29 protein-coding genes are annotated in these 24,065 nt (G+C 59.2%); 22 read left to right on the forward strand and 7 right to left on the reverse strand.

Features of this window, described 5'->3' with window-relative positions:
- The first annotated feature begins 90 nt into the window (after window positions 1–90).
- The 5 genes from M6G53_RS11935 to M6G53_RS11955 are packed head-to-tail and all read left to right on the forward strand — an operon-like array spanning window position 91 to window position 5,647.
- Window positions 91–1,746, forward strand: a complete 1,656-nt coding sequence (locus M6G53_RS11935) for an ABC transporter substrate-binding protein (RefSeq protein ID WP_301286197.1) — start codon at window positions 91–93, stop codon at window positions 1,744–1,746.
- Window positions 1,747–1,794: 48 nt separating this feature from the next.
- Window positions 1,795–2,751 (forward strand): ABC transporter permease, encoded by a 957-nt coding sequence (locus M6G53_RS11940; protein ID WP_253331675.1) that lies wholly within the window; start codon window positions 1,795–1,797, stop codon window positions 2,749–2,751.
- Between the two features lie 4 nt (window positions 2,752–2,755).
- Window positions 2,756–3,706, forward strand: coding sequence for an oligopeptide ABC transporter permease (opp4C, locus tag M6G53_RS11945; protein WP_253331677.1), 951 nt, complete (start codon window positions 2,756–2,758; stop codon window positions 3,704–3,706).
- On the forward strand, window positions 3,703–4,689 hold the full coding sequence (locus M6G53_RS11950) for an ABC transporter ATP-binding protein (protein ID WP_253331679.1): 987 nt from the start codon (window positions 3,703–3,705) through the stop codon (window positions 4,687–4,689). Before opp4C ends, M6G53_RS11950 begins: the two co-directional genes overlap by 4 nt.
- Window positions 4,679–5,647, forward strand: a complete 969-nt coding sequence (locus M6G53_RS11955) for an ABC transporter ATP-binding protein (RefSeq protein WP_253331681.1) — start codon at window positions 4,679–4,681, stop codon at window positions 5,645–5,647. Before M6G53_RS11950 ends, M6G53_RS11955 begins: the two co-directional genes overlap by 11 nt.
- A 2-nt stretch (window positions 5,648–5,649) precedes the next feature.
- Here the strand turns inward: M6G53_RS11955 and M6G53_RS11960 are convergent, their stop codons facing one another.
- Window positions 5,650–6,624 carry an alpha/beta hydrolase gene (locus M6G53_RS11960; protein ID WP_253331683.1) on the reverse strand — a complete coding sequence of 325 codons (975 nt, stop codon included), beginning with the start codon at window positions 6,622–6,624 and terminating at the stop codon, window positions 5,650–5,652.
- 677 nt (window positions 6,625–7,301) lie between these two features.
- Between M6G53_RS11960 and M6G53_RS11965 the strand changes: the two genes are divergently transcribed.
- From M6G53_RS11965 to ompC, 6 genes are all read left to right on the forward strand, one after another.
- Window positions 7,302–8,516 carry an aspartate aminotransferase family protein gene (locus M6G53_RS11965; protein WP_253331685.1) on the forward strand — a complete coding sequence of 405 codons (1,215 nt, stop codon included), beginning with the start codon at window positions 7,302–7,304 and terminating at the stop codon, window positions 8,514–8,516.
- Between the two features lie 52 nt (window positions 8,517–8,568).
- Window positions 8,569–9,603, forward strand: coding sequence for an arginine N-succinyltransferase (gene astA, locus M6G53_RS11970; protein WP_038877029.1), 1,035 nt, complete (start codon window positions 8,569–8,571; stop codon window positions 9,601–9,603).
- Window positions 9,603–11,075, forward strand: a complete 1,473-nt coding sequence (gene astD, locus M6G53_RS11975; protein ID WP_253331774.1) for a succinylglutamate-semialdehyde dehydrogenase — start codon at window positions 9,603–9,605, stop codon at window positions 11,073–11,075. The genes astA and astD overlap by 1 nt, the downstream gene beginning before the upstream one ends.
- Before the next feature lie 52 nt (window positions 11,076–11,127).
- A complete protein-coding gene (gene astB / locus M6G53_RS11980) occupies window positions 11,128–12,468 on the forward strand; it encodes an N-succinylarginine dihydrolase (protein ID WP_253331688.1) in 1,341 nt (446 codons plus the stop codon).
- Between the two features lie 10 nt (window positions 12,469–12,478).
- On the forward strand, window positions 12,479–13,462 hold the full coding sequence (astE, locus tag M6G53_RS11985) for a succinylglutamate desuccinylase (protein WP_253331689.1): 984 nt from the start codon (window positions 12,479–12,481) through the stop codon (window positions 13,460–13,462).
- A gap of 565 nt (window positions 13,463–14,027) precedes the next feature.
- A complete protein-coding gene (gene ompC / locus M6G53_RS11990) occupies window positions 14,028–15,110 on the forward strand; it encodes a porin OmpC (protein ID WP_301286194.1) in 1,083 nt (360 codons plus the stop codon).
- 80 nt (window positions 15,111–15,190) lie between these two features.
- Here the strand turns inward: ompC and M6G53_RS11995 are convergent, their stop codons facing one another.
- Both M6G53_RS11995 and M6G53_RS12000 read right to left on the reverse strand, forming a co-directional pair.
- The gene (locus M6G53_RS11995) at window positions 15,191–15,415 is read right to left on the reverse strand and encodes a biofilm development regulator YmgB/AriR family protein (RefSeq protein WP_253331691.1); all 225 of its coding nucleotides are present in this window, start codon (window positions 15,413–15,415) and stop codon (window positions 15,191–15,193) included.
- A gap of 122 nt (window positions 15,416–15,537) precedes the next feature.
- The gene (locus M6G53_RS12000) at window positions 15,538–15,729 is read right to left on the reverse strand and encodes a YdfD/YebW family protein (protein ID WP_253331693.1); all 192 of its coding nucleotides are present in this window, start codon (window positions 15,727–15,729) and stop codon (window positions 15,538–15,540) included.
- Between the two features lie 217 nt (window positions 15,730–15,946).
- Here M6G53_RS12000 and lysM point away from each other — a divergent pair, with 217 nt between their 5' ends.
- The 5 genes from lysM (at window position 15,947) to M6G53_RS12025 (ending at window position 18,819) form a co-directional block, all read left to right on the forward strand.
- Window positions 15,947–16,393: a peptidoglycan-binding protein LysM gene (gene lysM / locus M6G53_RS12005; RefSeq protein WP_253331695.1), complete on the forward strand. Its 447-nt coding sequence runs from the start codon at window positions 15,947–15,949 to the stop codon at window positions 16,391–16,393.
- Between the two features lie 263 nt (window positions 16,394–16,656).
- Window positions 16,657–16,812, forward strand: a complete 156-nt coding sequence (locus tag M6G53_RS12010) for a hypothetical protein (RefSeq protein WP_253331697.1) — start codon at window positions 16,657–16,659, stop codon at window positions 16,810–16,812.
- A 23-nt stretch (window positions 16,813–16,835) separates the two neighbouring features.
- Window positions 16,836–17,000, forward strand: a complete 165-nt coding sequence (locus M6G53_RS12015) for a hypothetical protein (protein WP_253331698.1) — start codon at window positions 16,836–16,838, stop codon at window positions 16,998–17,000.
- 95 nt (window positions 17,001–17,095) lie between these two features.
- Window positions 17,096–18,037 carry a pirin family protein gene (locus tag M6G53_RS12020; RefSeq protein WP_253331700.1) on the forward strand — a complete coding sequence of 314 codons (942 nt, stop codon included), beginning with the start codon at window positions 17,096–17,098 and terminating at the stop codon, window positions 18,035–18,037.
- Window positions 18,038–18,465: 428 nt separating this feature from the next.
- A complete protein-coding gene (locus M6G53_RS12025; protein WP_253331702.1) occupies window positions 18,466–18,819 on the forward strand; it encodes a DUF1304 domain-containing protein in 354 nt (117 codons plus the stop codon).
- A 23-nt stretch (window positions 18,820–18,842) separates the two neighbouring features.
- Here the strand turns inward: M6G53_RS12025 and M6G53_RS12030 are convergent, their stop codons facing one another.
- Together M6G53_RS12030 and M6G53_RS12035 are read right to left on the reverse strand one after the other, a co-directional pair.
- Window positions 18,843–19,229, reverse strand: coding sequence for a helix-turn-helix domain-containing protein (locus M6G53_RS12030; RefSeq protein ID WP_253331704.1), 387 nt, complete (start codon window positions 19,227–19,229; stop codon window positions 18,843–18,845).
- A gap of 445 nt (window positions 19,230–19,674) precedes the next feature.
- The gene (locus M6G53_RS12035) at window positions 19,675–19,887 is read right to left on the reverse strand and encodes a YccJ family protein (protein WP_004927694.1); all 213 of its coding nucleotides are present in this window, start codon (window positions 19,885–19,887) and stop codon (window positions 19,675–19,677) included.
- 184 nt (window positions 19,888–20,071) lie between these two features.
- Here M6G53_RS12035 and M6G53_RS12040 point away from each other — a divergent pair, with 184 nt between their 5' ends.
- Window positions 20,072–20,311, forward strand: a complete 240-nt coding sequence (locus tag M6G53_RS12040; RefSeq protein WP_025303170.1) for a DUF2766 family protein — start codon at window positions 20,072–20,074, stop codon at window positions 20,309–20,311.
- A gap of 40 nt (window positions 20,312–20,351) precedes the next feature.
- Here the strand turns inward: M6G53_RS12040 and M6G53_RS12045 are convergent, their stop codons facing one another.
- Window positions 20,352–20,585: a YobH family protein gene (locus M6G53_RS12045; RefSeq protein ID WP_038877047.1), complete on the reverse strand. Its 234-nt coding sequence runs from the start codon at window positions 20,583–20,585 to the stop codon at window positions 20,352–20,354.
- A 178-nt stretch (window positions 20,586–20,763) separates the two neighbouring features.
- Here M6G53_RS12045 and mgrB point away from each other — a divergent pair, with 178 nt between their 5' ends.
- On the forward strand, window positions 20,764–20,907 hold the full coding sequence (mgrB, locus tag M6G53_RS12050; protein ID WP_494546270.1) for a PhoP/PhoQ regulatory lipoprotein MgrB: 144 nt from the start codon (window positions 20,764–20,766) through the stop codon (window positions 20,905–20,907).
- A gap of 82 nt (window positions 20,908–20,989) precedes the next feature.
- On the forward strand, window positions 20,990–21,256 hold the full coding sequence (locus M6G53_RS12055; RefSeq protein WP_253331707.1) for a YebO family protein: 267 nt from the start codon (window positions 20,990–20,992) through the stop codon (window positions 21,254–21,256).
- Between the two features lie 38 nt (window positions 21,257–21,294).
- Here M6G53_RS12055 and fos read toward each other — a convergent pair whose 3' ends face one another.
- Window positions 21,295–21,702 carry a fosfomycin resistance glutathione transferase gene (fos, locus tag M6G53_RS12060; protein ID WP_253331709.1) on the reverse strand — a complete coding sequence of 136 codons (408 nt, stop codon included), beginning with the start codon at window positions 21,700–21,702 and terminating at the stop codon, window positions 21,295–21,297.
- Between the two features lie 169 nt (window positions 21,703–21,871).
- Between fos and M6G53_RS12065 the strand changes: the two genes are divergently transcribed.
- The 3 genes from M6G53_RS12065 to M6G53_RS12075 all read left to right on the forward strand — a co-directional run bounded on the left by M6G53_RS12065 (window position 21,872) and on the right by M6G53_RS12075 (window position 24,022).
- On the forward strand, window positions 21,872–22,174 hold the full coding sequence (locus tag M6G53_RS12065; RefSeq protein WP_253331711.1) for a phage protein NinX family protein: 303 nt from the start codon (window positions 21,872–21,874) through the stop codon (window positions 22,172–22,174).
- A 74-nt stretch (window positions 22,175–22,248) separates the two neighbouring features.
- Window positions 22,249–22,485, forward strand: a complete 237-nt coding sequence (locus M6G53_RS12070; protein ID WP_025303167.1) for a DUF4060 family protein — start codon at window positions 22,249–22,251, stop codon at window positions 22,483–22,485.
- A 175-nt stretch (window positions 22,486–22,660) separates the two neighbouring features.
- Complete coding sequence (locus tag M6G53_RS12075) at window positions 22,661–24,022, forward strand: amino acid permease (protein ID WP_253331714.1); 1,362 nt, start codon at window positions 22,661–22,663, stop codon at window positions 24,020–24,022.
- Window positions 24,023–24,065: the final 43 nt, after the last annotated feature.

A 24,065-nucleotide genomic window follows, 5' to 3' on the forward strand; every position in this document is an offset into this window, starting at 1 on the left:
ATTACTCTGCGATAAATTTTGTCACATTTTTATCAACGGGAAGACGAGGGGCTGTGGGTGAGTGGAATAAAAAATAGGCTAAACAAACTGTTGCGTTATCGGCTGACGCCGCTGGCGCTGGTCTGCGCGCTGGGGCTGAGCGCCGGCGCGCAGGCGGAAACGCTGGCCGAAGGCATCACGCCGGCCAGCGACGCCGCTCGGGTACCGGCCGCCGCCAAGCTGCGCAAAGACACCGTGGTGGCGGGCATCTCGGAGCCGCAGGGGATTTTCAACCCGTATCTGTTCACCAACGGCTGGGACGAGAACGTGACCGACGTGATCTTCAGCCGCCTGATCGGCCTGGACAGCCAGGGCAAGCCGGAAGGGCGGTTGGCGGAGTCCTGGCAGGTCAGCCCCGATAATCTGACCTACACCATCAAGCTGCGGCCGAATCTGGTCTACAGCGACGGCTCGCCGCTGAAGGCCGACGATATCGCCTTTACCCTGACGCTGCTGCACGATCCGGCCTATGACGGCGACACCGACATCACGCCGGCGCACATCCAGGGCGGCGCCGAGTATAAAAACGGCACCGCTGCCGGCATCAGCGGCCTGAAGGTAATAGACGATCGCACCATTCAGATCGTCACCACCCAGCCGGGCGCGACTACGCTGCAACTGATCGGCGGCCCGGTGCTGTCGCGGGCTTACTACGGCAAAGACTATCAGCGCGGCAAGCTTGACGGCGTGCGCGCCTTCAACGGTAAGCCGCTCGGCAACGGCCCCTACATTTACGACAAATACGTGCCGGGGCAGGAGATCCGCTTCCACGCCAACCCGAACTTCTACCTTGGCCCGCCGCCGATGGCGCGCTTTATTTACCGCGTCACCAACCCGGCCACCAACTTCCAGCTGTTCCAAACCGGCGAGACCGACTACGACGCCTTTACTGCCAAGCCGGACGACATTGAACAGCTGAAACTGCTCGGCTTCGCCAATATCAACCTCTACAGCTCAAGCGATTACAGCCGCATCGATTTCAACCTCCGGCGCCCGACGCTGCAGGACAAACGGGTGCGCCAGGCGCTGATCTACGGCCTGGATCGGCAAAAGCTGATCGCCGTGGTGTACCAGGGCTACGGCAAGGTCGCTAACCAGCCGATCTCGCCGATCTCCTGGGCTTACGACGCGAACGGCATCAATCCCTACGCTTACGATCTCGATAAGGCCGGGAAGCTGTTGGACGAGGCCGGTTGGCGGGTGGGCGCGGACGGTATTCGGCAAAAAGACGGTAAAAAGCTGGAGCTGACGCTGCTGGTGACCAAAAAGCTGATCAATGATGCGCTGGTGCCGATTGCCAAGGACAACTACCGTCGGCTCGGCGTGGTACTCAAGCCACAGGTACTGGATTTCAACGCGCTGCTGGCGCAGCGCAAGGCGGGCAATTACGACCTGGCGTCTCTCAGTACCAGCACGCTGAACGATCCGCACGACGGCGTGCGCGATTTCATCAGCCGCGAGAGCCAGACCGGCTACCACAACCCGCAGGTAGACGCGCTGATCGCCAGCGCCAATGCCACGCTGGATATCGCGCAGCGCAAGCCGCTGTATCATCAGCTGTATCAGGTGTTGGCGGACGATCCGCCGGTGATCCTGCTCGGCAACCGAGAGATTTTGAGCGCCAGCAGTGCGCGCGTCACCGGTTTTAAACCGGATATCTACAACGGCTTGGTCGGCAGCCTGCCGCACGTCAAACCGGCGCCGTAACCCCCTGACGCTGCCGTGCCACTCCGGGCGGCGGCGATGGAAACCGCGATGAGAAACTTTATCCTGCGCCGTCTGTTGCAGACTATTCCGATGCTGTTGTTGGTTTCCTTGCTGATTTTTTGCATCTTCGCCCTGGCACCTGGCGACTTTATCGATGGCAACATCAACCTGACCGCGCAACGCGCCGCCGAGCTGCGGGCGCTGTATGGGCTGGATCAGTCGTTGTTCAGCCGTTACCTGCACTGGCTCGGCCGGCTGCTGCAGGGCGATCTCGGCTTTTCGCTGCAGTATCAGATCCCGGTCAGCACGCTGCTGAACCAATACATCTGGAACTCGTTCCTGCTGGCGGCGGTGGCGATGGTGCTGTATTGGGGCATCGCGCTGGCGGTGGGCGTCATCTCGGCGATGAAACCCTATTCGCTGTTCGATCATCTGATCACCGTGGCGGTGTTCGCCGCCATGTCGTTTCCGACGTTCTTCCTGTGTCTGCTGCTGATCAAATGGTTCGCCGTCGACCTGCACTGGCTACCGGCGGGGGGTATGCTGCGCACCGGCAGCGAAGCGAGCGGGCTGGCGTGGGCGCTGGAGGTGGCGGCGCACCTGCTGCTGCCGGTGCTGGCGCTGGTGATGCTGCAGGCCGGCAGCCTGACGCGCTATTTCCGCGCCAGCATGCTGGACGTGATCCGCATGGACTATATCCGCACTGCGCGCGCCAAGGGGCTCAGGGAGAAAACGGTGATCCTCAAACACGCGCTGCGCAATGCGCTGTTGCCGATCGTCACCCTGCTGGGGTTCGAACTGCCGGGATTGTTCTCCGGCGCGCTGATCACCGAAAAAATCTTCAACTGGCCGGGCGCCGGGCATATCCATATCGATTCGCTGGCGGCGCGTGATTACCCGGTACTGATGGGATTCACGCTGTTTCTGGCGGCCCTGACCATTCTCGGCAATCTGCTGGCGGACATTCTGTACGCCTATGCCGATCCGCGCATTCGTTTGAGGTAACGCTATGTTGGCTACGTTGTTTTTCGGCCGCCGCCGCCGCTGGCGTCAGGCCCAACTGCCGGCGCTGGCGCAACTGTCGCCGCCGCCCGCCGCGCAGGCCTGGCGACGGCTGCGCCGCCACCGGCCGGCGATGATCTCGCTGGCGTTGCTGGTGCTGTTGGCGTTGCTGTGCCTGATTGGGCCGTCGCTGTCGCCGTGGCGCGACGACGCCGGCGACGTGCTGAATATCAATCAGGCGCCGAGCGGCGCGCACTGGTTGGGCACCGACTTTCTCGGCCGCGATATCTGCACCCGGCTGCTGCTGGCGGGGCGGATATCGCTGACCATCGGCCTGGTGTCGATGCTGCTGTCGGTGACGCTGGGCTATCTGCTGGGGGCGCTTGCCGGCTATCTGGGCGGCGTGGCGGACCGGCTGATCATGCGCTTCGCCGATCTGCTGATGACCATCCCCGGCCTGCCGCTGCTGATCATCATGGGGGCGATGCTGACCGAGCTCGACGTCTCGCCGGACTACCGCATCTACATGGTGATGGTCATGCTGAGCCTGCTGGGCTGGCCGTCGCTGGCGCGGCTGGTGCGCGGCCAGATCCTGTCGCTGCGCGAGCAGGATTTCATGCTGGCCACCGAGGTGCTGGGGCTCTCCACCCGGCGGCGTCTGTTCGGCCATCTGCTGCCCAACACCGTGCCGATTTTGGTGGTGGTGGCCACCATGGCGGTGGCCAACGCCATTCTCAGCGAATCGGCGTTGAGCTACCTCGGGTTGGGCGTGGTGCCGCCGACGCCATCGTGGGGCAACATGATGGATGCCGCCAACAGCCTGATCGACTTTCAGCGCCGCCCCTGGCTGTGGATGCCGCCGGGGCTGGCGATCTTCGTCACCGTGGTGGCGATCAATATCTTGGGCGACGGCCTGCGGGACGCGCTCGATCCGAAAATGAACGGGGTAACACGATGAGCCAACCGCTGGTGGCGTTCGATCGACTGTCGGTGTCGTTTCAGGGAGAGCAAGGGCCGGTGCGGGCGGTGCAGCAGGTCAGCCTTGAGCTGCAGGCCGGGCAAACGCTGGGGATCGTCGGCGAGTCGGGCTGCGGCAAAAGCGTGACCGCCATGGCGCTGATGGGGTTCCTGCCGCAGCCGCTGGCGCAGGTAGACGGCGGTGAAATTCGCTTTGAAGGGCAGAACCTGCTGTCGCTGCGGGCATCAAAGATGGCCGATCTGCGCGGCAACCGGCTGGCGATGATCTTTCAGGAGCCGATGAGCGCGCTCAATCCGGTGTTGACCCTCGGCGAACAGCTGGTGGAGCCGCTGATTCGCCACCTGGCTTTGTCGCCGAAAGCGGCCTGGCGCCAGGCGATTCAACTCTTGACGGAAGTGGGGTTGGCGCGCGCGGAGGCGCTGATGCGCTGTTACCCGCATCAACTGTCCGGTGGCATGCTGCAGCGCGTGATGATCGCCATGGCGATCGGATGCCGCCCAGCGCTGCTGATCGCCGATGAGCCGACCACGGCGCTCGACGTCACGGTACAGGCGCAGATCCTGGCGTTGCTGCGCGAGCAGAGCCGGCGACACAACATGGCGATGATCCTGATCACCCACGATCTCGGGGTGATCGCCCAGATGGCGGACCGGCTGGCGGTGATGTACGCCGGGCGCGTCGTCGAGCAGGGCACGACCCGGGAAGTGTTGGCCGAGCCGCGGCATCCTTATACTCAGGGGCTGATCGCCTCGCGGCCGGTGCCGGGCCAGCGGCTCCGCCGTCTGTATTCCATTCCCGGCCAGGTGCCGGATCTGGCGCGTTTGCCTGAACACTGTGCGTTTGCCGAGCGCTGCGCGCAGGCCTCCGCTCGCTGCCGCGATGGCATCCCGCCGCTGTACGGCACACCGCAGCGCCAGTCCGCCTGTTTCCTCAACGCCGGAGGGCGCCCGCATGTCGACTGAACCCCTGGTGGAAGTGAAAGGATTAAAGAAATATTTCCCGCTGCGCGACGGGCTGTTCGGGCGAACCACCGGCCAGCTGAAGGCGGTGGACGACGTCAGCTTCAGCATTCGCAAGGGCCGTATTTTCGGGCTGGTGGGGGAGTCCGGCAGCGGTAAAACCACCGTCGGCCGCACGCTGCTCGGCCTGCACGACAAAACCGCCGGCGAGGTGCTGTTCAAAGGGCAGGCGCTGGATAACCTGAGCGACGACGCGCTGCGCGCCCTGCGGCCGAAAATGCAGCTGGTGTTTCAGGATCCGTACAGCTCGCTGAACCCGCGCCTGCGCGTGGGCGACGCCATCGGCGAAGCGCTGTTGCAGCACGGCCTGGCGAGCAAGGCGGAACTGCGCGAGCGGGTGCTGGACACCCTGACGATCTGCGGGCTGTCCCCACAGCATTACGGGCGGTTTCCGCATGAGTTCTCCGGCGGCCAGCGCCAGCGCATCGGCATCGCGCGTGCGCTGATCCTGCAGCCGGAGTTTATCGTCGCCGACGAACCGATATCGGCGCTCGACGTGTCGATTCAGGCGCAGATCATCAATCTGTTTTCCGATTTGCAGGAACGGCAGGGGGTGACGCTGCTGTTTATTTCGCACGATCTCGGCGTGGTAGAGCATCTGTGTCAGGACGTGGCGGTGATGTACCTGGGGCAGATCGTCGAGAGTGCCGACCGCGATGCGCTGTTTCGCCGTCCGCTTCATCCCTATACCCAGGCCTTGCTGGCGGCGGTGCCGACGCTGGATGTGCAGCGTTCGCCGCCGTGGGTGGCCGGTGGCGAACCGCCCAATCCCGCCCACCCGCCGCGCGGCTGCCGTTTCCATCCTCGCTGCCCGCAGGCCACGGCACAGTGCCGTGAACAGGCGCCGCCGCTGCGCAGCGTGGCGCCCGGCCATCAGGTCGCCTGCCACGTGGTCGGCTAGCGTCAGGCAAGGTAGTGCTTCAACGCGCGCCCGGCCTGGTGGATCGCCGAATGCACCGCCGGGACGTGGGCGAGCGGGTTTAGCAGACCGTAGTCGTGGATCAGTCCGTTGTAGCGGGTGGCGGTCACGTCGACGCCGGCGGCGTCAAGCAGACGCGCGTAGGCTTCGCCCTCATCGCGCAGCACGTCCAGCTCGGCGGTCTGCACCAGCGCCGGCGGCAAGCCCCGCAGCTGTTCGGGCGTGGCGTTGAGCGGCGAAGCGTAGATTTCTTTGCGCTGCGCCTTATCGGGCGCGTAGTTGTCCCAAAACCACTTCATCATGTTGCGCGTCAGGAAGTGGCCTTCGGCGAACCGATGATAGGAGTCGGTATCAAACTGGGCGCGGGTGACGGGCCACAGCAGGATCTGGCAACGCAGCGCCGGTATGCCTTTCTCTTTGGCCATCAGGCTGACCACCGCCGCCATATTGCCGCCGGCGCTGTTGCCGACCACCGCCAGCCGCGAACCGTCGACGTTGATCTTCTCGCCGTACTCGGCCACCCATTCGGTGGCGGCGTAAGCCAGGTTGATCGCCTCAGGGTAGCGCACCTCCGGTGAACGGGGATAGTTGACGAACACCGCCGCCGCGCCTGAGCTGTGCACCAGATCGCGCACCAGCCGTTCATGGGTGGGGAAATCGCCCAGCACCCAGCCACCGCCGTGAAAGAACATGAATACCGGCAGTGCCTCTTTGACCCTGGCCGGCCGCACCAGCTGCAGCAGAATATCCTGACCTTCTACGTGAATGGTTTTCTCGCTGATCTCGACCTCGCGCAGCGGCACCTCGACGCTACCTTGTAATTTCTCCATCACTTTGCGGGCATCTTTCACCTTCAAGGTTTCAAGCGGTTTGCCGCCCTCGGCGTGAGCCGCGGCGAGAAATTGTTGGATGCCGCACTGGGCGGCGGGTTGGCTGAGATCGAGGGTTTTCTTGGACATGGTGACTCCTTGTACCTGTACGCGGAAAAATGCGGTCAGGATCACAGTGTAGCCGCTGATGAAAAAGGTGAGATCGCCGTTGTGGCGGTGGAAATCCACGGTTTTACTCAGGGTATGTCAGGCCAAAAGCGGTAGCAGCATGGTGTTGCACCACCCTGGCGCACCCGCTGCACCCGATGGGGGCAAAAAGTGTGATGACGAGCAAATGGGGTGAAATTATTTTTGCGAGCGCGATCAGAAATCCTGAAGTTTTTCGTAATTGAATAGGATTTCGCGCGCAATGATGATTCTAGGCCTTATTTTTAAATTTATGCATTACAGATGCATATAAAATGAATAAATATGCAATATAACCCGTTGTTTTAACGCGAAAAATAGCAAAATCCGGCAAAAATCCCGTTTTGGCACGATAGCTGCTCTACACTCTTTATCAAACGACATGTATTTTAACTGCTCGTTAACATTTACTCCCCGCTCGGGGACCGGATATACGCCATAAATAGTGAAAAACCGATTTTATGTAACGGATTTGTTTCTAAATCAGCGGTGAGAGGCAGCATTTTCTCCGCCGGAAAAATCGGTATTACGCAGCAGTTTTTTTGCGTTGTGGCGGCCTGGCCGGGCTTGAGCGGTCCTTACAGTCAAAATTCAGCCTTTGCTGAGATTATGAGGTCACTATGGAACAGCCAATCGCAGTTACCCGCCAGTCTTTCGATGACTGGATGGTCCCGGTTTATGCCCCTGCCGATTTTATTCTGGTGCGAGGAGAAGGCTCGCAGGTGTGGGATCAGCAGGGTAAGTCTTACATCGACTTCGCCGGCGGTATCGCGGTTAACGCGTTGGGGCATGCGCACCCGGCGGTCAAGGCGGCGCTGGTGGAGCAGGCGGGCAAACTGTGGCATCTGGGCAATGGCTATACCAACGAACCGGTGCTGCGCCTGGCCAAAAAGCTGATCGACGCCACCTTCGCCGACAAGGTGTTCTTCTGTAACTCGGGCGCCGAAGCCAACGAAGCGGCGCTGAAACTGGCGCGCAAGCATGCACACGATCAGCACGGTGCCGGTAAGGATCAGATCGTGGCGTTCAACAACGCGTTCCACGGCCGCACGCTGTTCACCGTGTCCGCCGGTGGCCAGCCAAAATATTCGCAGGACTTTGCGCCGCTGCCGGGCGGCATCACCCATACGCCGTATAACGATCTGGCCGCGGCGGCGGATCTTATCAACGATCGCACCTGCGCGGTGATCGTCGAGCCTATCCAGGGCGAGGGCGGTGTGCTGCCGGCGGAAGCCAGTTTCCTGCAGGGGCTGCGCGAGCTGTGCGATCGTCATAATGCGCTGCTGATTTTCGACGAAGTGCAGACCGGCGTCGGTCGCACCGGCCACCTGTATGCCTACATGCAGTACGGCGTGGTGCCTGACGTGCTGACCACCGCCAAAGCGCTGGGCGGCGGCTTCCCGATCGGCGCCATGCTGACCACCGATGCGCTGGCGAAAACGCTGGGCGTCGGCACCCACGGCACCACCTACGGCGGCAACCCGCTGGCGACGGCGGTGGCGGGGGCGGTGTTCTCCATCATCAACACCCCGGAAGTGCTGGCAGGCGTCAAACAGCGTCACCAGTGGTTTATCGACGGGTTGAACGACATCAACCGTCAGTACCCGATCTTCGCCGAGATTCGCGGCGGCGGTTTGCTGATTGGCTGCCAACTGAAGAAAGACTATGCCGGCAAAGCGAAGCTGATCACCCAACTGGCCAACGAAGAAGGCGTTATCGCGCTGATCGCCGGCCCGGACGTGGTGCGTTTCACGCCGTCGCTGATCATCCCTGAGCAGGATGTGAAAGAGGGGCTGGCGCGATTCGCGCGCGCCGTGGCGCGCATTTGCAGCTAATCAGCGGGCTGCGCCTTCACCGGCGCAGCCTGATTCAGAAGAGGTTCGCATTATGATGATTATTCGCCCTATAGAGCGTCGCGATCTGGCTGATTTACTGACGCTTGCCGGTAAATCCGGCATCGGTCTCACTTCACTGCCGCAAAATGAAGATACCCTGTCGGCACGCATTGAGCGGGCGTTAAAAACCTGGCAAGGCGAACTTCCGCAAAGTGACCAGTGTTATTTGTTCGTGTTGGAGGACAGCGAGCGCCGGCAGGCAGTGGGTGTCTGTGCGATCGAAGTGGCCGTCGGCCTGGCGGAACCCTGGTACAGCTTCCGCGTCGGCACGCAGGTGCACGCCTCCAAACAGCTGAACGTCTATAAATCGGTGCCGACGCTGTTCCTCAGCAACGATCATACCGGCCATTCGGAGCTGTGCACGCTGTTCCTCGATCCGGATTATCGTCACGGCGAGAACGGCAAGCTGCTGTCGAAGGTGCGTTTCCTGTTTATTGCCGCGTTCCGCGAGCGTTTCTCACGGCGCCTGATCGCCGAGATGCGCGGTTTCTCCGATGAAAACGGCCGTTCGCCGTTCTGGGAGAGCGTCGGGCACCATTTCTTCTCCATCGAGTTCGCCAAGGCGGACTACCTGAGCGGCACCGGGCAGAAGGCGTTTATCGCCGAACTGATGCCGAAACACCCGTTATATGTCGATTTTCTGGCCGAAGACGCGCAGAAAGTGATTGGCGAAGTGCATCCGCAGACCTTGCCGGCGCGCCGGTTGCTGGAGGCAGAAGGCCTGAGCTATCAGGGCTACGTCGATATCTTCGACGGCGGCCCGACGCTGGAAGCCGAGATCGACCACATCCGCGCGGTGAAGCAGAGCCGCCTGGTGAAAGTGGTGCTGGATGACACGCCGATGCGCGCCGATGCGCCGGTGCATCTGGTGGCCAACGACAACTATCAGAACTACCGCGCACTGTTGGTCAATGCCGATCTGTATGACGACCGCCTGCATATCAACGCCGCCACCGCTGCGGCGCTGGGCGTCGAGCAGGGCAGCCCGGTGCGGGTGCTCCCCCTTATTGCACAGGAGAAAGCATGATGTCCCATCCTGCACTGTTGATTAACGGCGTCTGGCGGCAGGGCCGCGGCGCCGAGTTCGGCAAGGCCGATCCGGTCGGCAATCAGCCGCTGTGGCGCGCCAACGCCGCCGACGCCGATGACGTCGCCGCCGCCTGCGAAGCCGCGCGCGCCGCGTTCCCCGCCTGGGCGCGCACGCCGTTCGAACAGCGCGAACAACTGGTGAAACGCTTCGCCACCTTGCTGGAAGAACACAAACAGTCGCTGGCGGAAACCATCAGCCGCGAGACCGGCAAACCGCGCTGGGAAACGCTGACCGAAATTCAGGCGATGATCGGCAAAGTGGGCATTTCGCTGCAGGCCTACCAGACGCGCACCGGTTTTAGCCAGACGGCAATGGCCGACGGCGCTTCGGTGCTGCGCCATCGTCCGCACGGCGTGCTGGCGGTGTTCGGGCCTTACAACTTCCCCGGCCATCTGCCGAACGGCCATATCGTGCCGGCACTGCTGGCCGGTAACTGCGTGGTGTTCAAGCCGAGCGAGCTGACGCCGCTGACCGCCGAGGAAACCCTGAAGCTGTGGCTGCTGGCCGGCCTGCCGGACGGGGTGATCAATCTGGTGCAAGGCGGCCGCGAGACCGGCGAAGCGCTGGCAGCCAGTGCGGATATCGACGGTCTGCTGTTCACCGGCAGCGCCGGCACCGGCTATCACCTGCATCGCCAACTGGCGGGGCAGCCGGAGAAGATCCTGGCGCTGGAGATGGGCGGCAACAACGCGCTGATCGTCGACGGTTTCGACGATCGCGATGCGGCGGTCAACCTGGCTATCCAATCGGCGTTTATCTCCGCCGGCCAACGCTGCACCTGTTCACGGCGTATTCTGGTGAAGCAGGGGGCGGAAGGCGATGCCTTTATCGCGCGTCTGGTCCAGGTGGCGGGTGAACTGCGAGTCGGCCGCTGGGATGCCGAGCCGCAGCCGTTCATGGGCGGGGTGGTGTCGTCCGCCGCAGCGGAAAACATGCTGCAAGCGCAGCAGCGCTTGCTGGCGCTGGGCGGCAAATCGCTGCTGACCATGCGCCTGCTGGAGCCGGGCCGTTCGCTGCTCAGCCCGGGCATTGTCGATCTGACCGGCGTGGCCGGCGTACCGGACGAAGAGTACTTCGGGCCGCTGACCACCATTGTGCGCTACCGCGATTTCGACGAAGCGCTGCAGCTCGCCAACCGGACGCGCTACGGCCTGTCGGTGGGGCTGGTATCGCCGCAGCGCGAGCTGTTCGAGCGATTGCTGCTGGAAGCGCGCGCGGGCATCGTCAACTGGAACAAGCCGCTGACCGGGGCGTCCAGCGCGGCGCCGTTCGGCGGCGTGGGAGCCTCCGGCAACCATCGCCCAAGCGCCTTCTATGCGGCGGACTATTGCGCCTGGCCGATGGCTTCGCTGGAAAGCGAAAGCCTGTCGCTGCCGGCGACGCTCTCGCCGGGCTTGTCGTTCCGTTAATCGTCTGCGGCGGCGCATTGCCGTCGCCGCACGCTATCCCCAGGGGATGAACATGTCAGGATATGAAGTCAATTTCGACGGTTTGGTGGGGCCAACGCACCACTATGCCGGGCTGTCGTTCGGCAACGAGGCGTCGACGCAGCATCAAAACAGCATCTCGAACCCGAAGCTGGCGGCGAAACAAGGCTTGCTGAAAATGAAGGCGTTGGCCGATCTCGGTTTCCAGCAAGGGGTATTGCCACCGCAGGAGCGGCCGCACTTGCCGATGCTGCGGCGTTTAGGCTTCAGCGGCAGCGATGAGGCGGTGTTGGCGCAGGCGATGCGCCAATCGCCGCGCCTGCTGTCGGCACTCAGTTCGGCGTCGTGCATGTGGACCGCCAATGCGGCCACGGTGTCGCCTTCGGCGGACAGCGCCGACGGTAAAGTGCATTTCACCGCCGCCAACCTGAACAACAAATTCCACCGCGCCATCGAAGCGGAAACCACCAGCGCCGCGTTGCGGGCGATGTTCAGCGACGATCGGCATTTCGCCCACCACGAGGCGTTGCCGCAGGTGGCGTTGTTCGGTGACGAAGGGGCGGCCAACCACAATCGTCTGGGCGGCGACTACGCCAGGCGCAGCGTGCAGGTGTTCGTCTACGGTCGCCAGGAGTTCGGCGGCGAAACGGCGCCGGCGCGTTATCCGGCGCGCCAGACGCGCGAAGCCGGCGAGGCGATCGCTCGCCTGCACCAGCTGGACGAGCAGCATACGGTCTTCGTGCAGCAAAACCCGGCGGTGATCGACCAGGGTGTGTTCCATAACGACGTGATTGCGGTCAGCAACCAGAACGTGCTGTTCCACCACCAGCAGGCGTTTTACCGCCAGCAGCAGGCGCTGGATGAAGTGCGCCGCAAGATGGCGACGCTGGACAGCGAGCTGGTGGCGATCGAGGTGCCGACAGAGCGCGTCTCGGTGGCGGACGCGGTGGCGACCTACCTGTTCAACAGCCAAATTCTCACCAAGCCGAACGGCAAAATGATGATCGTGGTACCGGAAGAGTCGCGTCAGCATGCCGGCGTGTGGCGTTATCTGAACGACATGATCGGCAGCGGCGGCCCGATCGATGAAGTTCGCGTGTTCGATCTGCGCGAAAGCATGCGCAACGGCGGCGGCCCGGCCTGCCTGCGGCTGCGGGTGGCGCTCAACGAGCAGGAGCTGCGGGCGGTCAATCCGCGCGTGATGATGAACGATCGGCTGTTCGCGACGCTGAACGAATGGGTGGATCGTCATTATCGCGATCGCCTGACGCAGGATGACCTGGCCGATCCGCTGCTGCTGCGCGAAGGGCGCGAGGCGCTGGATTCGCTGACGTCGATCCTCGGTCTCGGTTCCCTCTATCCGTTCCAACGCTAAGGGAGGCGCCATGATTGATCTACTGCCCCTGACGCTGGACGGGAACGAACCCGCCGAATGGCAGGGTGAAACGCCGCAGCTGCGCTGGCGCTGGCAGGGAGAAGGGCTGCTGGAGCTCACGCCGCGGCAGGCTTACCGCCAGGCGATGGTGGTATCGGCGGGCGTGCACGGCAACGAAACCGCGCCGATCGAACTGCTCAATCGGCTGGTGGGCGATCTGCTGAGCGGCCGGTTGCCGCTGTCGGTGCGGCTGCTGGTGGTACTGGGCAACCCGCCGGCGATGCGGGCAAACAAACGTTATCTACACAGCGACATGAACCGTATGTTCGGCGGCCGCTACCGCAACTTCGCCGCCAGCGGCGAAACCGCGCGCGCGCAGCAGCTGGAACGTGCGCTCGCGGCCTTTTTCGATGGCGAACAGGCGGCGCGCTTCCACTATGATCTGCACACCGCCATTCGTGAATCGCATTTGCCGCGTTTCGGCATCCTGCCCTTCCAGAAACGCCCGTACAGTGAAGCTATGCTTAAGCTGCTGGATGCCGCCGATCTGGATGCGCTGGTGGTACACAGCGCCCCGGGCGGTACTTTCAGCCACTACGCCAGCGAACATCTCCATGCGGCGAGCTGTACGCTCGAGCTGGGCAAGGCGCGGCCGTTCGGCAGCAACGATCTGCAGCAGTTCGCCGCCATCGATCGCGCGCTGCGGGCGGCGGTCAGTGAAGGCGCTTTGCCGGCGCGTGCGGGCGGCGAGATACGGGTATTCCGCGTGATGCACTCGTTGATCAAACACAGCGAGGATTTCAAGCTGCACCTGGACGATGATACGGCCAACTTCACCGAGCTGAAACCGGGTATGTTGCTGTGTGAACAGCCGCAGGAGGACTATCGCGTTGGCCAGGAAGGCGCGTGGATACTGTTCCCTAACCCCAACGTGGCGTTGGGCCTGCGGGCCGGTATGTTGTTGACCGAAGTTTCCCGCTCTACGCTGTATTGATTATTCACGGCGGCGCCGCCAGTGTGCCGTCGTTATTCCTTTCATTATTCCAGTCTGCTATTTTTCGCTATTTTAACTGCCGCTAATCGAATTTTATTCGTCTTGAATGCATTCCTTGCGCGAATGAATAAAGGCTGCGTTAGATCGTTATCTGAAAGCCTTAATTGCCTGGTGACTTTGTTAAGATAAAAATGTGAAATAAGTAACGTTTTTAATAACCATGCTAATTTTGTTGTTACTTTAAGATCGCGCGGAAAGCACGCAAAACGAAACCGAAATGCACCAAATTGATGCAATGCACCATTTTGGTTATAACTTATGTGATAAAATATTCTTATATTCAATGAGTTGAGTGATACTCATATTGTAATATCTGGTTACAAATAAACATGCTTTCTCCTCGTTGTTTCATGAACTTTTTGATTTTAAGTTTTGATTCATGATGCTAATGTCACATCACCCCCGCATTAGGGGCGCTCATAAAATACCAAAAGATAAAATCACAGCCCAAATTATAAATTGGGCGTGACGGGCAGGGTTCTAATTATAATATCTAGGAAAATAAATGATGAAACGCAGTGTATTAGCCTTAGCTGTCGCCCTCGGGGCGGTCACCTCCTTCGCCAACGCGGCTGAAATCTATAATAAGGATGGCAATAAACTCGACCTGTACGGCCGCGTTGCTGCCAAACACGTTTTCAGTAAAGACAAGGAAGAAGACGGGGACAAAACTTACGTTCGTCTGGGCTTTAAAGGCGAAACCCAAATCAACGATCAGTTGACCGGTTACGGCCAGTGGGAATACCAGGTTGCTGCCAACCACGACGAAGCGCAGGGCACCACCGGCACCAAAACGCGTCTGGGCTTCGCCGGGCTGAAGTTCGCCAACTATGGCTCATTCGACTACGGCCGTAACTACGGCGTGGTGTACGACGCCGAAGCCTACACCGACATGCTGCCGGAATTCGGCGGCGACTCCTACAGCTATACCGACAACTACATGACCGCGCGCTCCAACGGCCTGGCGACCTACCGCAACCGTGACTTCTTCGGTTTGGTGGAAGGCCTGAACCTGGCGTTGCAGTACCAGGGTAAAAACGACGGTGACAAGCGCAGCGTGACCAAGCAAAACGGCGACGGTTACGGCCTGTCTCTGGACTATCAGGACATCGGCGGCAGCGGCATCGGCGTAGCGGCGGCGTTCTCCGACTCCAACCGCACCAGCGACCAGAAAGCGCTGCAGTACGGTAAAGGCGATAAGGCTTCCGCCTGGACTACTGCCATTAAATACGACGCCAACCAGGTCTATCTGGCGGCGATGTATGCGGAAACTCGCAATATGACCCCAATCAAGGTGAATGATATTGCCGGTTTCGCTAACAAGACGCAAAACTTCGAAGTGGTGGCTCAGTACCAGTTCGAGAACGGTCTGCGTCCGTCACTGGCCTATGTGCAGTCGAAAGGCAAGGATATCGAAGGATTTGGCGACGCCGATCTGGTGAAATATGTGGAAGTGGGTGCCACTTACTACTTCAACAAAAACATGTACACCTACGTCGATTACAAAATCAACCAGTTGAACGACGATAACAAACTGAAGCTGAACACCGACGACATCGTTGCCGTCAACCTGACCTACCGCTTCTAAGTTTCCATCATTACCTTCATCCTGTGTCGGGATTGGTAACCAGGCAGGGCTTGCGCCCTGCCTTTGTTTTTATCGGTTCCTCAACTTTTGGGCGCCAAGCCGACCAGCTCAATGGCGGAACGCAACGCGGCGAAACGTTGCTGATCCTGTTCGCGCTCTATCTCCGTCACCAGCTGTGAAAGAATATTGCCGCCGGATACCTTTTTATGGTTTTTGATTAACTGCAGCACCGCGTCGCCTAACGCCAGGCTGACGTCGCGCAGCAGAGTTTCATAATGCTCGTTGGAATGAGCCGATGCTGGCATGACCTTTCTCTGTCTTTCTCTTCTTCGGGAGCCGCAATTTAGCAAAATGGCGGTCTTCTGCCTCGGGGGAAGACGAAGTTTCCGATGAAATCAGAAATTCCTCAGTTATGGGGAAAGGGCGATCAAAAATCCGAGTATTCACTGGCCGGGAGCCAAAAACCGTCGATGAACTCTTCCATGGGATAACAACCGGCGTGGCGCAGGTTCTGTTCCTTCATCGCGATCAGGCATTGTGATTCGTCGCGCAATATGTCGACCACCATTTCACTGCAGCCGCCATCCAGATAACAGACAAACATCACCAATGCGTACATCGTTGCGTGCCTCCTCCATCGAGCAGTCTTGTCAGCGACAGTGTAGGTAAAAAAACGCGATTTTTCAGCATCATTGCCTGATAAATCGCCATTGACCGCATTTTCGGAATACTCTAACCGTTTCTGGCGCCGGGAGCGGATGGCATATCCTTTTGACGATGCTAAGCTTATCAGGCCTTACTTCAACGCATTAATGCAACCATTGAAAGGAGTGAATATGGGATTGTTTAACTTCGTCAAAGAAGCGGGCGAGAAACTGTGGGACTCAGTCACAGGTAATGCCTCCGCCGAAGATCAAAGCGCCAAACTGAAAGAGCATCTCGATAAGAGCGGCTTGCCGGGCACCGACAAAGTCGATGTGCAGGTGGTCGATGGCAAAGCCGTCGTGACCGGCGATGCCGTCAGCCAGGAATTGAAAGAAAAGATCCTGGTGGCGATCGGCAACGTGGCGGGCATCAGCGGCGTGGAAGATAAGGTGGCGGTGGCGCAATCCGATGCCGAGAGCCGCTTCTATACCGTGAAGAAAGGCGATACGCTGAGCGCGATCTCCAAAGAGATGTACGGCAACGCCAATCTGTATAACAAGATTTTCGAGGCCAACAAGCCGATGCTGTCGAGCCCGGACAAGATCTATCCTGGGCAGGTATTGCGTATTCCGCAATAACGCGTTGGTCTGCCATAGCCCGGCTACGTGCCGGGTTTTTTTTGCCCTCTGTTAGAGGCGTCTCTTATTTCCCTGCGCTCTCAATGTCGGTGACATCGGCCTTGCGCCTCCACTCGTTCACCGGCAGAGGGGATGTTGACCCCAGTGGGGAAAGTTGATAGCGTCATGCCCCGGTTGAGGCCTGAACGACCGAGGTGGCGACTTCCATCCCCCATTCTGAGGGGACGTCTTGCCCTTCAAGCAGCAATGCAGCAGTTGAACGAGTGAAAAGCGATTTAGTGAAACAACAGCGTAACGCCTCAACGGATAAAAACTACCGAGAAACCTTAGGTGACGCACAATTTGCGATCGTCGTGTTGGCGATTGCCTCCTGCTCACTGATTATCTTTACGCTGGCGGTCACGCTGTGGGTGACCTGACGCGATTAACTAGGGGAGATAAAATGGAGCCTAATCTCCATGATGAAACCAAACTGCTGGCGATTATCGGTCTGTTGGTTTCCGTGCTGCTGGTGGTATCAATTCTCTTTGGCGTGACCTATTTCTCCGATCTCAGGCATGCGCAAGACGATATCGATATCAAAAGCTGCTATGTCAAAACGTCATAACTCGCGCGATCGTACCCAACGTCGTCGAGACTGCCCTGTGCTAAGCTGGGGGCGGTTACCCTTGGCGAATCGGCGCCATTCAGGAGGTCCTTGCGATGACTCAGTCCCGTCCTACGCCTACATCCCCTTCACGCGGGTGCCCCGTCGTTGATGGAGCGCGTCAGATCCAGCGCATTGCCGTGCGTAATGCCGAAGTGGGGGGCATTCCTATCAACCGTGCGCTGCCAACCCGGGAGCGGCGCACCGTCGGCGCCTGGTGTTTTCTCGATCATGCCGGGCCGACGGTGTTCGAGGGCAGCGCGCCCGGCATGGATGTGGGGCCGCATCCGCATACCGGTTTGCAAACGTTCACCTGGATGATCGAGGGCGAAGTGCTGCACCGCGACAGCCTCGGCAGCGAGCAGGTGATCCGGCCGGGCCAGGTCAATCTGATGACCGCAGGGCGCGGCATCGCGCATACGGAACAGTCGGTGGGCGCGGCGCGGCGATTGCACGCTGCACAATTGTGGATCGCGCTGCCGGCCGAGCATGCCGACATGGCACCGCGTTTCGATCATTATCCCGACTTGCCGCAGTGGCGGAATAACGGCGTCAATCACCGTTTGCTGGTCGGGGAATTCGGCGCTTATCGTTCGCCGGTGTTTACCCTTTCGCCATTAATCGCCATTGATATGGAATGGCAGGAAGCGGCGAGGGTAGAATTGCCGCTGCGTGACGATTATGAAATCGGTTTTTTGCCCCTTATTGGTGCATTTGAACTTAATGGTGAAACCTTTTCACCGGATGAATTCGCCTATTTGGGCATGAAGAATAACTCTATTGAGTTAAGTTCGCAAAAGGGCGGGCGAGGATTATTAATTGGCGGCGTACCGTTAAACGAAGAGATCCTGATCTGGTGGAACTTCGTCGGCCATACCAAGGCGGAAATTACTCAGGCGCAGCAGGATTGGGCGCAGGGAACACCGCGTTTCCCGGCGGTTAACGGCTCTTCTGGCGAGCGCATGACTGCGCCACGCCTGCCCTGGCGTGATGTTTGATAGCGTTAGGATATAATCGCCGCGATGAACCGGTTTATTTCGCTCTAATAGGGCGCAATTAATGTGATCGCGACGTCAGCTTCGCTGACAATATAGGGTTTGTCCGCGGAACAGTGATCTGGCTCATATAATGATAAAGAAAAGAAGTTTAGGATAATCCTCAGGAAGTCAGGCTGTCTCCCGTTAGTCAGATGTCAGTGAGGTCATTATGAGCCAGGTACTCTATAAAGCAAGACTGTCCCATGTCGTGATTGCCACGGCGCTATTTTGGGCCTCCGTCGCGGCATTGTTGGTTGCCGTATTAAACTAATCTCAATAAATGACTCTTGCTTAAACCCGCTTCGGCGGGTTTTTTTATCCCCGTCGGCCGTGAATATTGCTGGTCCGCTTATACTTGATGACATCCTCAATAAGCCATTGGGACAATCATGAAGCCATTTGCCGATATTTTGCTGTTGCTTATCGCGGCGCTGCATCTTTATATCCTGGTGCTGGAAATGTTTCTGTGGCGTGCGCCGCTCGGCAGGCGGGCATTCGGGACGACGGCGGAGTTCGCCGTGGCCACGCGGGTTCTGGCCGCCAATCAGGGGTTGTACAACGGCTTTTTGGCGCTGGGGCTGGCGTGGGGCTACTGGCGTGAGGATATGGCGCTGCAGCTGTTCTTTCTCGGGTGTGTGTTGGCGGCCGGCGTGTTTGGCGGGCTGACCGCCAGCCGCAAGATCCTGTGGGTGCAGGCGCTGCCGGCGTTGATCGCGATGCTGGCGCTATGGGGCGCGCGTTAACGCGCCGGTTTAAGGCGGGCGCGTCAGGCAGATTTTTGGTGAATGACGTGCAGCGGCGGATCGATATGCAGATCGACGCTCAAATCCTGGCGGAAATCAAAAGGCGTGATATTAAAACGCTTTCTGAACATGTAGGTGAAGTGGGACTGAGAACCGAAGCCAAAGTCCAGGGCGATATCGAAAATTGACGCTTCGCTGCTGCGCAGTTGGTAGACCGCGCCGGCCAGACGGCGTTCGCGAATGTATTTGCCCAGCGAAATCCCTGTCGCTTCTTTGAACAGTTTCTGCATGTGCCACAGCGAGTAGCCGGAGTACTCGGCCAGCTCTTCGAGATGGATCACTCGTCCAAGGTGAGTTTCGACCCATTTGCTGAGGGCGCAGACCAATGAGAGATGGTGTTCTTGTATCATCAGTGCGTCAGTGTGAGATCTACATAGCGGTGAAGTATACACAACTTGCCGCCGCGGACAAAAACGCCGCCGGTGACGGCGGAAATTATTCGGAAAAACCGTTCAACCGCCGCTTGTCAGTCGAAAGGAAAAACGGCTAATCTGAGACTGTCGCCGCCGCGGTGGGTGACGCGGAGTAGGCCACAGCAAGTAACCGCCAAAACAGAGTCAGCCGTAACAACTCAACGTTGATGGGGTGATCGCATGTTAATGACAGTGATTATTACTCTGGTTGTAATCGTGGGCGTCGGCGCTTTTATGGCGATGCCGGTGATGAGCATGAAAAATGCGGAAGGTGTGGGAGGTGAAGAGCCGTGAGAGCAAGAGCCATTGCACGCCGCTGAACGGGGCGATCGCTAATCGGGAAAGCCTGGGTCAGAAACCCGGGCTTTTTGTTGCGCGCGGCTCAAACGTTTTTCCGCTCGACGGTTTCCTCTCCCCAATAAAGCTGGTCGGCGGTGGTTTTGGCAAAGGCCTTCTCCAGCGCTTCGTCACTGCCTTCTTCCCAAATCTTCTGTGCCAATACTTCGTCGTTTCCCGCCAGTTCAAAAATAGCTTCGGCGATTTCCACCGAAGTTTCACGCACTGTCGCCCAGGATTTCACATTGTGATTCGCCATAACTTTCTCCTGTTGATTGTGGCTTACGGGTGGTTTTTGCCACCGTCATGCTGCAAGTATAGGCTAATCCGCTGCGGGCTTTTGCCCGGCGGTGCGCAGAAGGGGGAAAAAGGCGGGGAGAACGGGCAATGGCGTGGGCTGCGTGCTATGCTGTGCGGCGTTTGAATCAAGAGGAAAAGTTATTATGTCTGACATGCTGAGCAACGAGCAGGAATTGGCTTCCGATCTGGTCGCTTGCCAACTGGTCATCAAACAGATTCTGGACGTTATCGACGTGATTGCGCCGACCGAAGTGCGCGACAAGATGGCGGGGCAGCTGAAAAGCATCGATTTCTCTACGCATCCTGCAGGCGCCGATCCGGTGACCCGCCGGGCGATTGACAAGGCGATTGCGCTGATCGAGATGAAATTTACCCGCAGCTGACGCGGAGCCGCCGCAAAGCGGCGGCGTCGGGCGGTGGCGGTTAATCCACCACCGTTTCGATTTTCTTGAACAGCGGGCAGTCGGCCACGCCGATGAAACCGTTGTCGCCATTGACGTACTGGGCGATTGCCACGTTGCGCGCCGTCAGATATTTGCACTGCAATCCCAACCCGCCGACGTTTTTGTTGCTGCCTATCAGCACGCCGTAGCCCGAGATCAAAAAGCCGCCGTAAATGACCGCCAACACCAGTACCCACTTAATCAATCTGCTCATTGCGTTTCCTCGTTGTTCCTGATGATTCGATCTAGCCATGGCGTCAGCGTGGCGGCAAGAGTTCCAGTCTGAAAAAGCGGGCAATAGCCAGAAATCTAAACGGAAAGTTAAACTTCGTTTAATTTGGCTGTGATAACATGCGCGATAGATTACCTGTACAACAATGAGGCTGCTAAATTTGTTGCGAAAAAAAATCCTCGTGATAATTGCGGCCGTTGCTGCCTGCCTGTTTTTCTACCTGTTGGCGTTGGACAGTTATTGCGACGATGGCGGAAATTTTGCGTTGGGCATTTGTTCAGTGACGCGTTTAGTGCCCTGGTAAGCCATTTTAAGGCCGGGATGTTCGCACGACCGCCGTGAGTGTTAAGATGGCGGCCTGATTTTCGCCGTAGATAGGGTTGTCCATGTACGATTTAGGTTTTGGCCAGAACGGCCTGTTGTCGCTGGCCTTTGCCGCCGTGGCGTTACTGGCCGGGCTGTGGGTTTGGTTCCTGGTGAACCGCGCCAGCGTGCGCGCTAACGAGCAGATTCGCCTGCTGCAGGAAATTGCCGAGCAGCAACGCCAGCAAACGGCGCTGTTGAAGCGCCTGGCGCAGGGCGCTCGCGCTGATGCTGACGACGACGATCTCAGCCCCGCGCTGGATTTCAAAGGTTTTATCCCCGAACGCTGATCATGACGCTCCGGCCGGCGGTGCGCCGCCGGGGCGCCTCAGTAAAACACCATGCCCCGATACGGTTTTTCCCGGCAGGCCGCCAGGCGGCTGGCCAGATCGCCGGCATGGATCTCCAACTGATGCCCATCGGGATCGAGAAAATAGAGTGAGTCGCCTTCGCTGCGATTGCTTTTCCACTCTTCGACGCCGCCCTGGCGCAGCCGCTCGCTGACCGACTCAAATTGCTCCGGCGCTACGCTGAAGGCGTAATGGGTGTAATCGTGCGCGCTTTGTTGCGTACGCGCTTCATCCAGCGACAGGCACAGCCACAATGCCCCCAGTGAAAGATAGGCGCCGCCTTGCCAGCGGGCGTGCGGGGCAAATCCCAGTAAACGATGATAAAAATCAAAGCTGCGATCGAGATCGCTGACGGCGAGCGTCAGGTGGTTGAGACCGGTCAACATGCAGGCGTTTCCAGGGCGGTAAGCAGGCCAAAAGTGTACTCAGGGGGAGGGGAAAGATAAAGGGGACAAAGCATTAGTAGAGATAATGTGAAAACCAGTGGCGCTGTCATAAAACTGTCGTACAGACATCGTAATGTAGCGCGAACCTTACGAAAGATGGATGAAGCCGATGATTAAATGGTACGAAGAAAGCGATGCCGAAGTGAACCGCAGCATCGCGCTGCTGACCGGGGAGAACCCGGACAAATGGTATCCCTACGGTGGCGTGAAAGGTAAAGATTATTGCAAGAATCCCTCCGATGCCTGGCCGATCATTTGCGCCAACAAAATCAGTCTGAACCCCGACAACCAAAGCGACAGCCCGCAGTGGCAGGCGCGCATGAGCACCCAGGGCGGCGAATGGCAGGCGGACTGCGCCAGCCCGCTGCGCGCGGCGATGATCTGCTTCCTGATGAGCCGGCAGGCTAACTGATTCGAAAAATACCGGTGATTGGTAAGAGTTTCTCCTTTTTCTAATAACAGAGCTGTCGTTGGCGGAGGCTGTTTATGAAGCGCATTATCAAAGGTGATAAAAACTTGTCTCATCTGGTGATTGCCCATGCGGCGATCGATCGTCATGCCGAAAGCTTCGGCCAGCGCCGTCAGGGCTGGCCCTCGACCTATCTGATAAAATATCAAAACGATCGCGTGGCGGTGGAAGTGGTCACGCGTCGCCAATCCTATGTTGCCACGCTGATGATCGGCGCGCGCAACCTGACCAAACTGTGCGGCATGCCTGGTTGAACGCCGCGGTTACCCGCTTTTCGATAGTGAAGAAATCGCGCTCCGCTCTGCCCTCTCGGGGCGCTACTCCTTGATGCTCACGGGGTTAAGTGTTAAAAAGCCGCCCGCAGATACATTTATTGATTGGCGAAATCTTGGCCGATGACGGCAAGGGCGTACGCCATATGAGGATAAGATGGGCGGTCAGCATCAGGATACTCCGCTAAAACGCGGCTTAAAAAACAGACATATACAGCTTATTGCCCTCGGGGGCGCCATCGGCACCGGTTTATTTCTCGGCATTGCGCAAACCATTAAAATGGCCGGCCCCGCCGTGCTGTTGGGCTACGCCATCGGCGGTTTTATCGCGTTCTTGATCATGCGCCAGCTGGGCGAAATGGTGGTGGAGGAGCCGGTCGCCGGATCTTTCAGCCACTTTGCCTATAAATATTGGGGCGACTTCGCCGGCTTCCTTTCCGGCTGGAACTACTGGGCGATGTTCATTCTGGTCGGCATGGCGGAATTGACCGCCGTCGGCATCTACATTCAGTATTGGTGGCCGGACATTCCCACCTGGGCCTCCGCCGCGCTGTTCTTTGTGCTGATCAATCTGATCAACCTGGTGAACGTGCGCCTGTACGGCGAAACCGAGTTCTGGTTCGCCATCATCAAGGTGGTGGCGATTGTCGGCATGATCGTGTTTGGCGCGTGGCTGCTGGTCAGCGGCAACGGCGGGCCGCAGGCCAGTATTACCAACCTGTGGCAGCAGGGCGGCTTCATGCCGCACGGCTTCTCCGGGCTGGTGATGGCGATGGCGGTGATCATGTTCTCGTTCGGCGGGCTGGAAATGGTCGGCATCACCGCGGCGGAAGCCGCCGATCCGCGTCGCAGTATTCCCAAAGCGACCAATCAGGTGGTGTACCGCATTCTGATCTTCTATATCGGCTCGCTGACCGTGCTGCTGTCGCTCTATCCGTGGGGGCAGGTGGTGGAAGGCGGCAGCCCGTTCGTGCTGATCTTCCATGCGCTGAACAGCAATCTGGTGGCCACCGTGCTCAATGTGGTGGTGTTGACCGCCGCGCTGTCGGTCTACAACAGCGGCGTGTATGCCAACAGCCGCATGCTGTTCGGGCTGGCCAGCCAGGGCAATGCGCCGCAGGCGTTGACGCGCGTGAATAAACGGGGCGTGCCGGTGCTGTCCATTGCGCTGTCGGCGCTGATTACTTCGATTGGCGTGCTGATCAACTACCTGATGCCCGGCAAGGCGTTTGAGCTGCTGATGGCGCTGGTGGTTTCAACGCTGGTGATCAACTGGGTAATGATCTGCCTGGCGCACCTGAAATTCCGCGCGGCGAAGAATCGCCAGGGCGTCATTCCCAGCTTTAAGGCGCTGTGGTATCCGTTTGGCAACTACCTGTGCCTGACCTTCCTTGGCCTGATTCTGGTGATCATGTATTTCAGCGAAGGGATCCGCATCTCGGTGTTGCTGATGCCGGTGTGGATCGCGGTGCTGTGGGGCGGGTTTATGCTGACGCGCCGCAAAGGCGCCAAACGCTAATCCGTGTGCGGAGGCGTATTGCGCGCCTCCGCTTCACGTCTCG

This window comes from Serratia nevei (genome assembly GCF_024160145.1).
Taxonomy (GTDB): domain Bacteria; phylum Pseudomonadota; class Gammaproteobacteria; order Enterobacterales; family Enterobacteriaceae; genus Serratia; species Serratia nevei_A.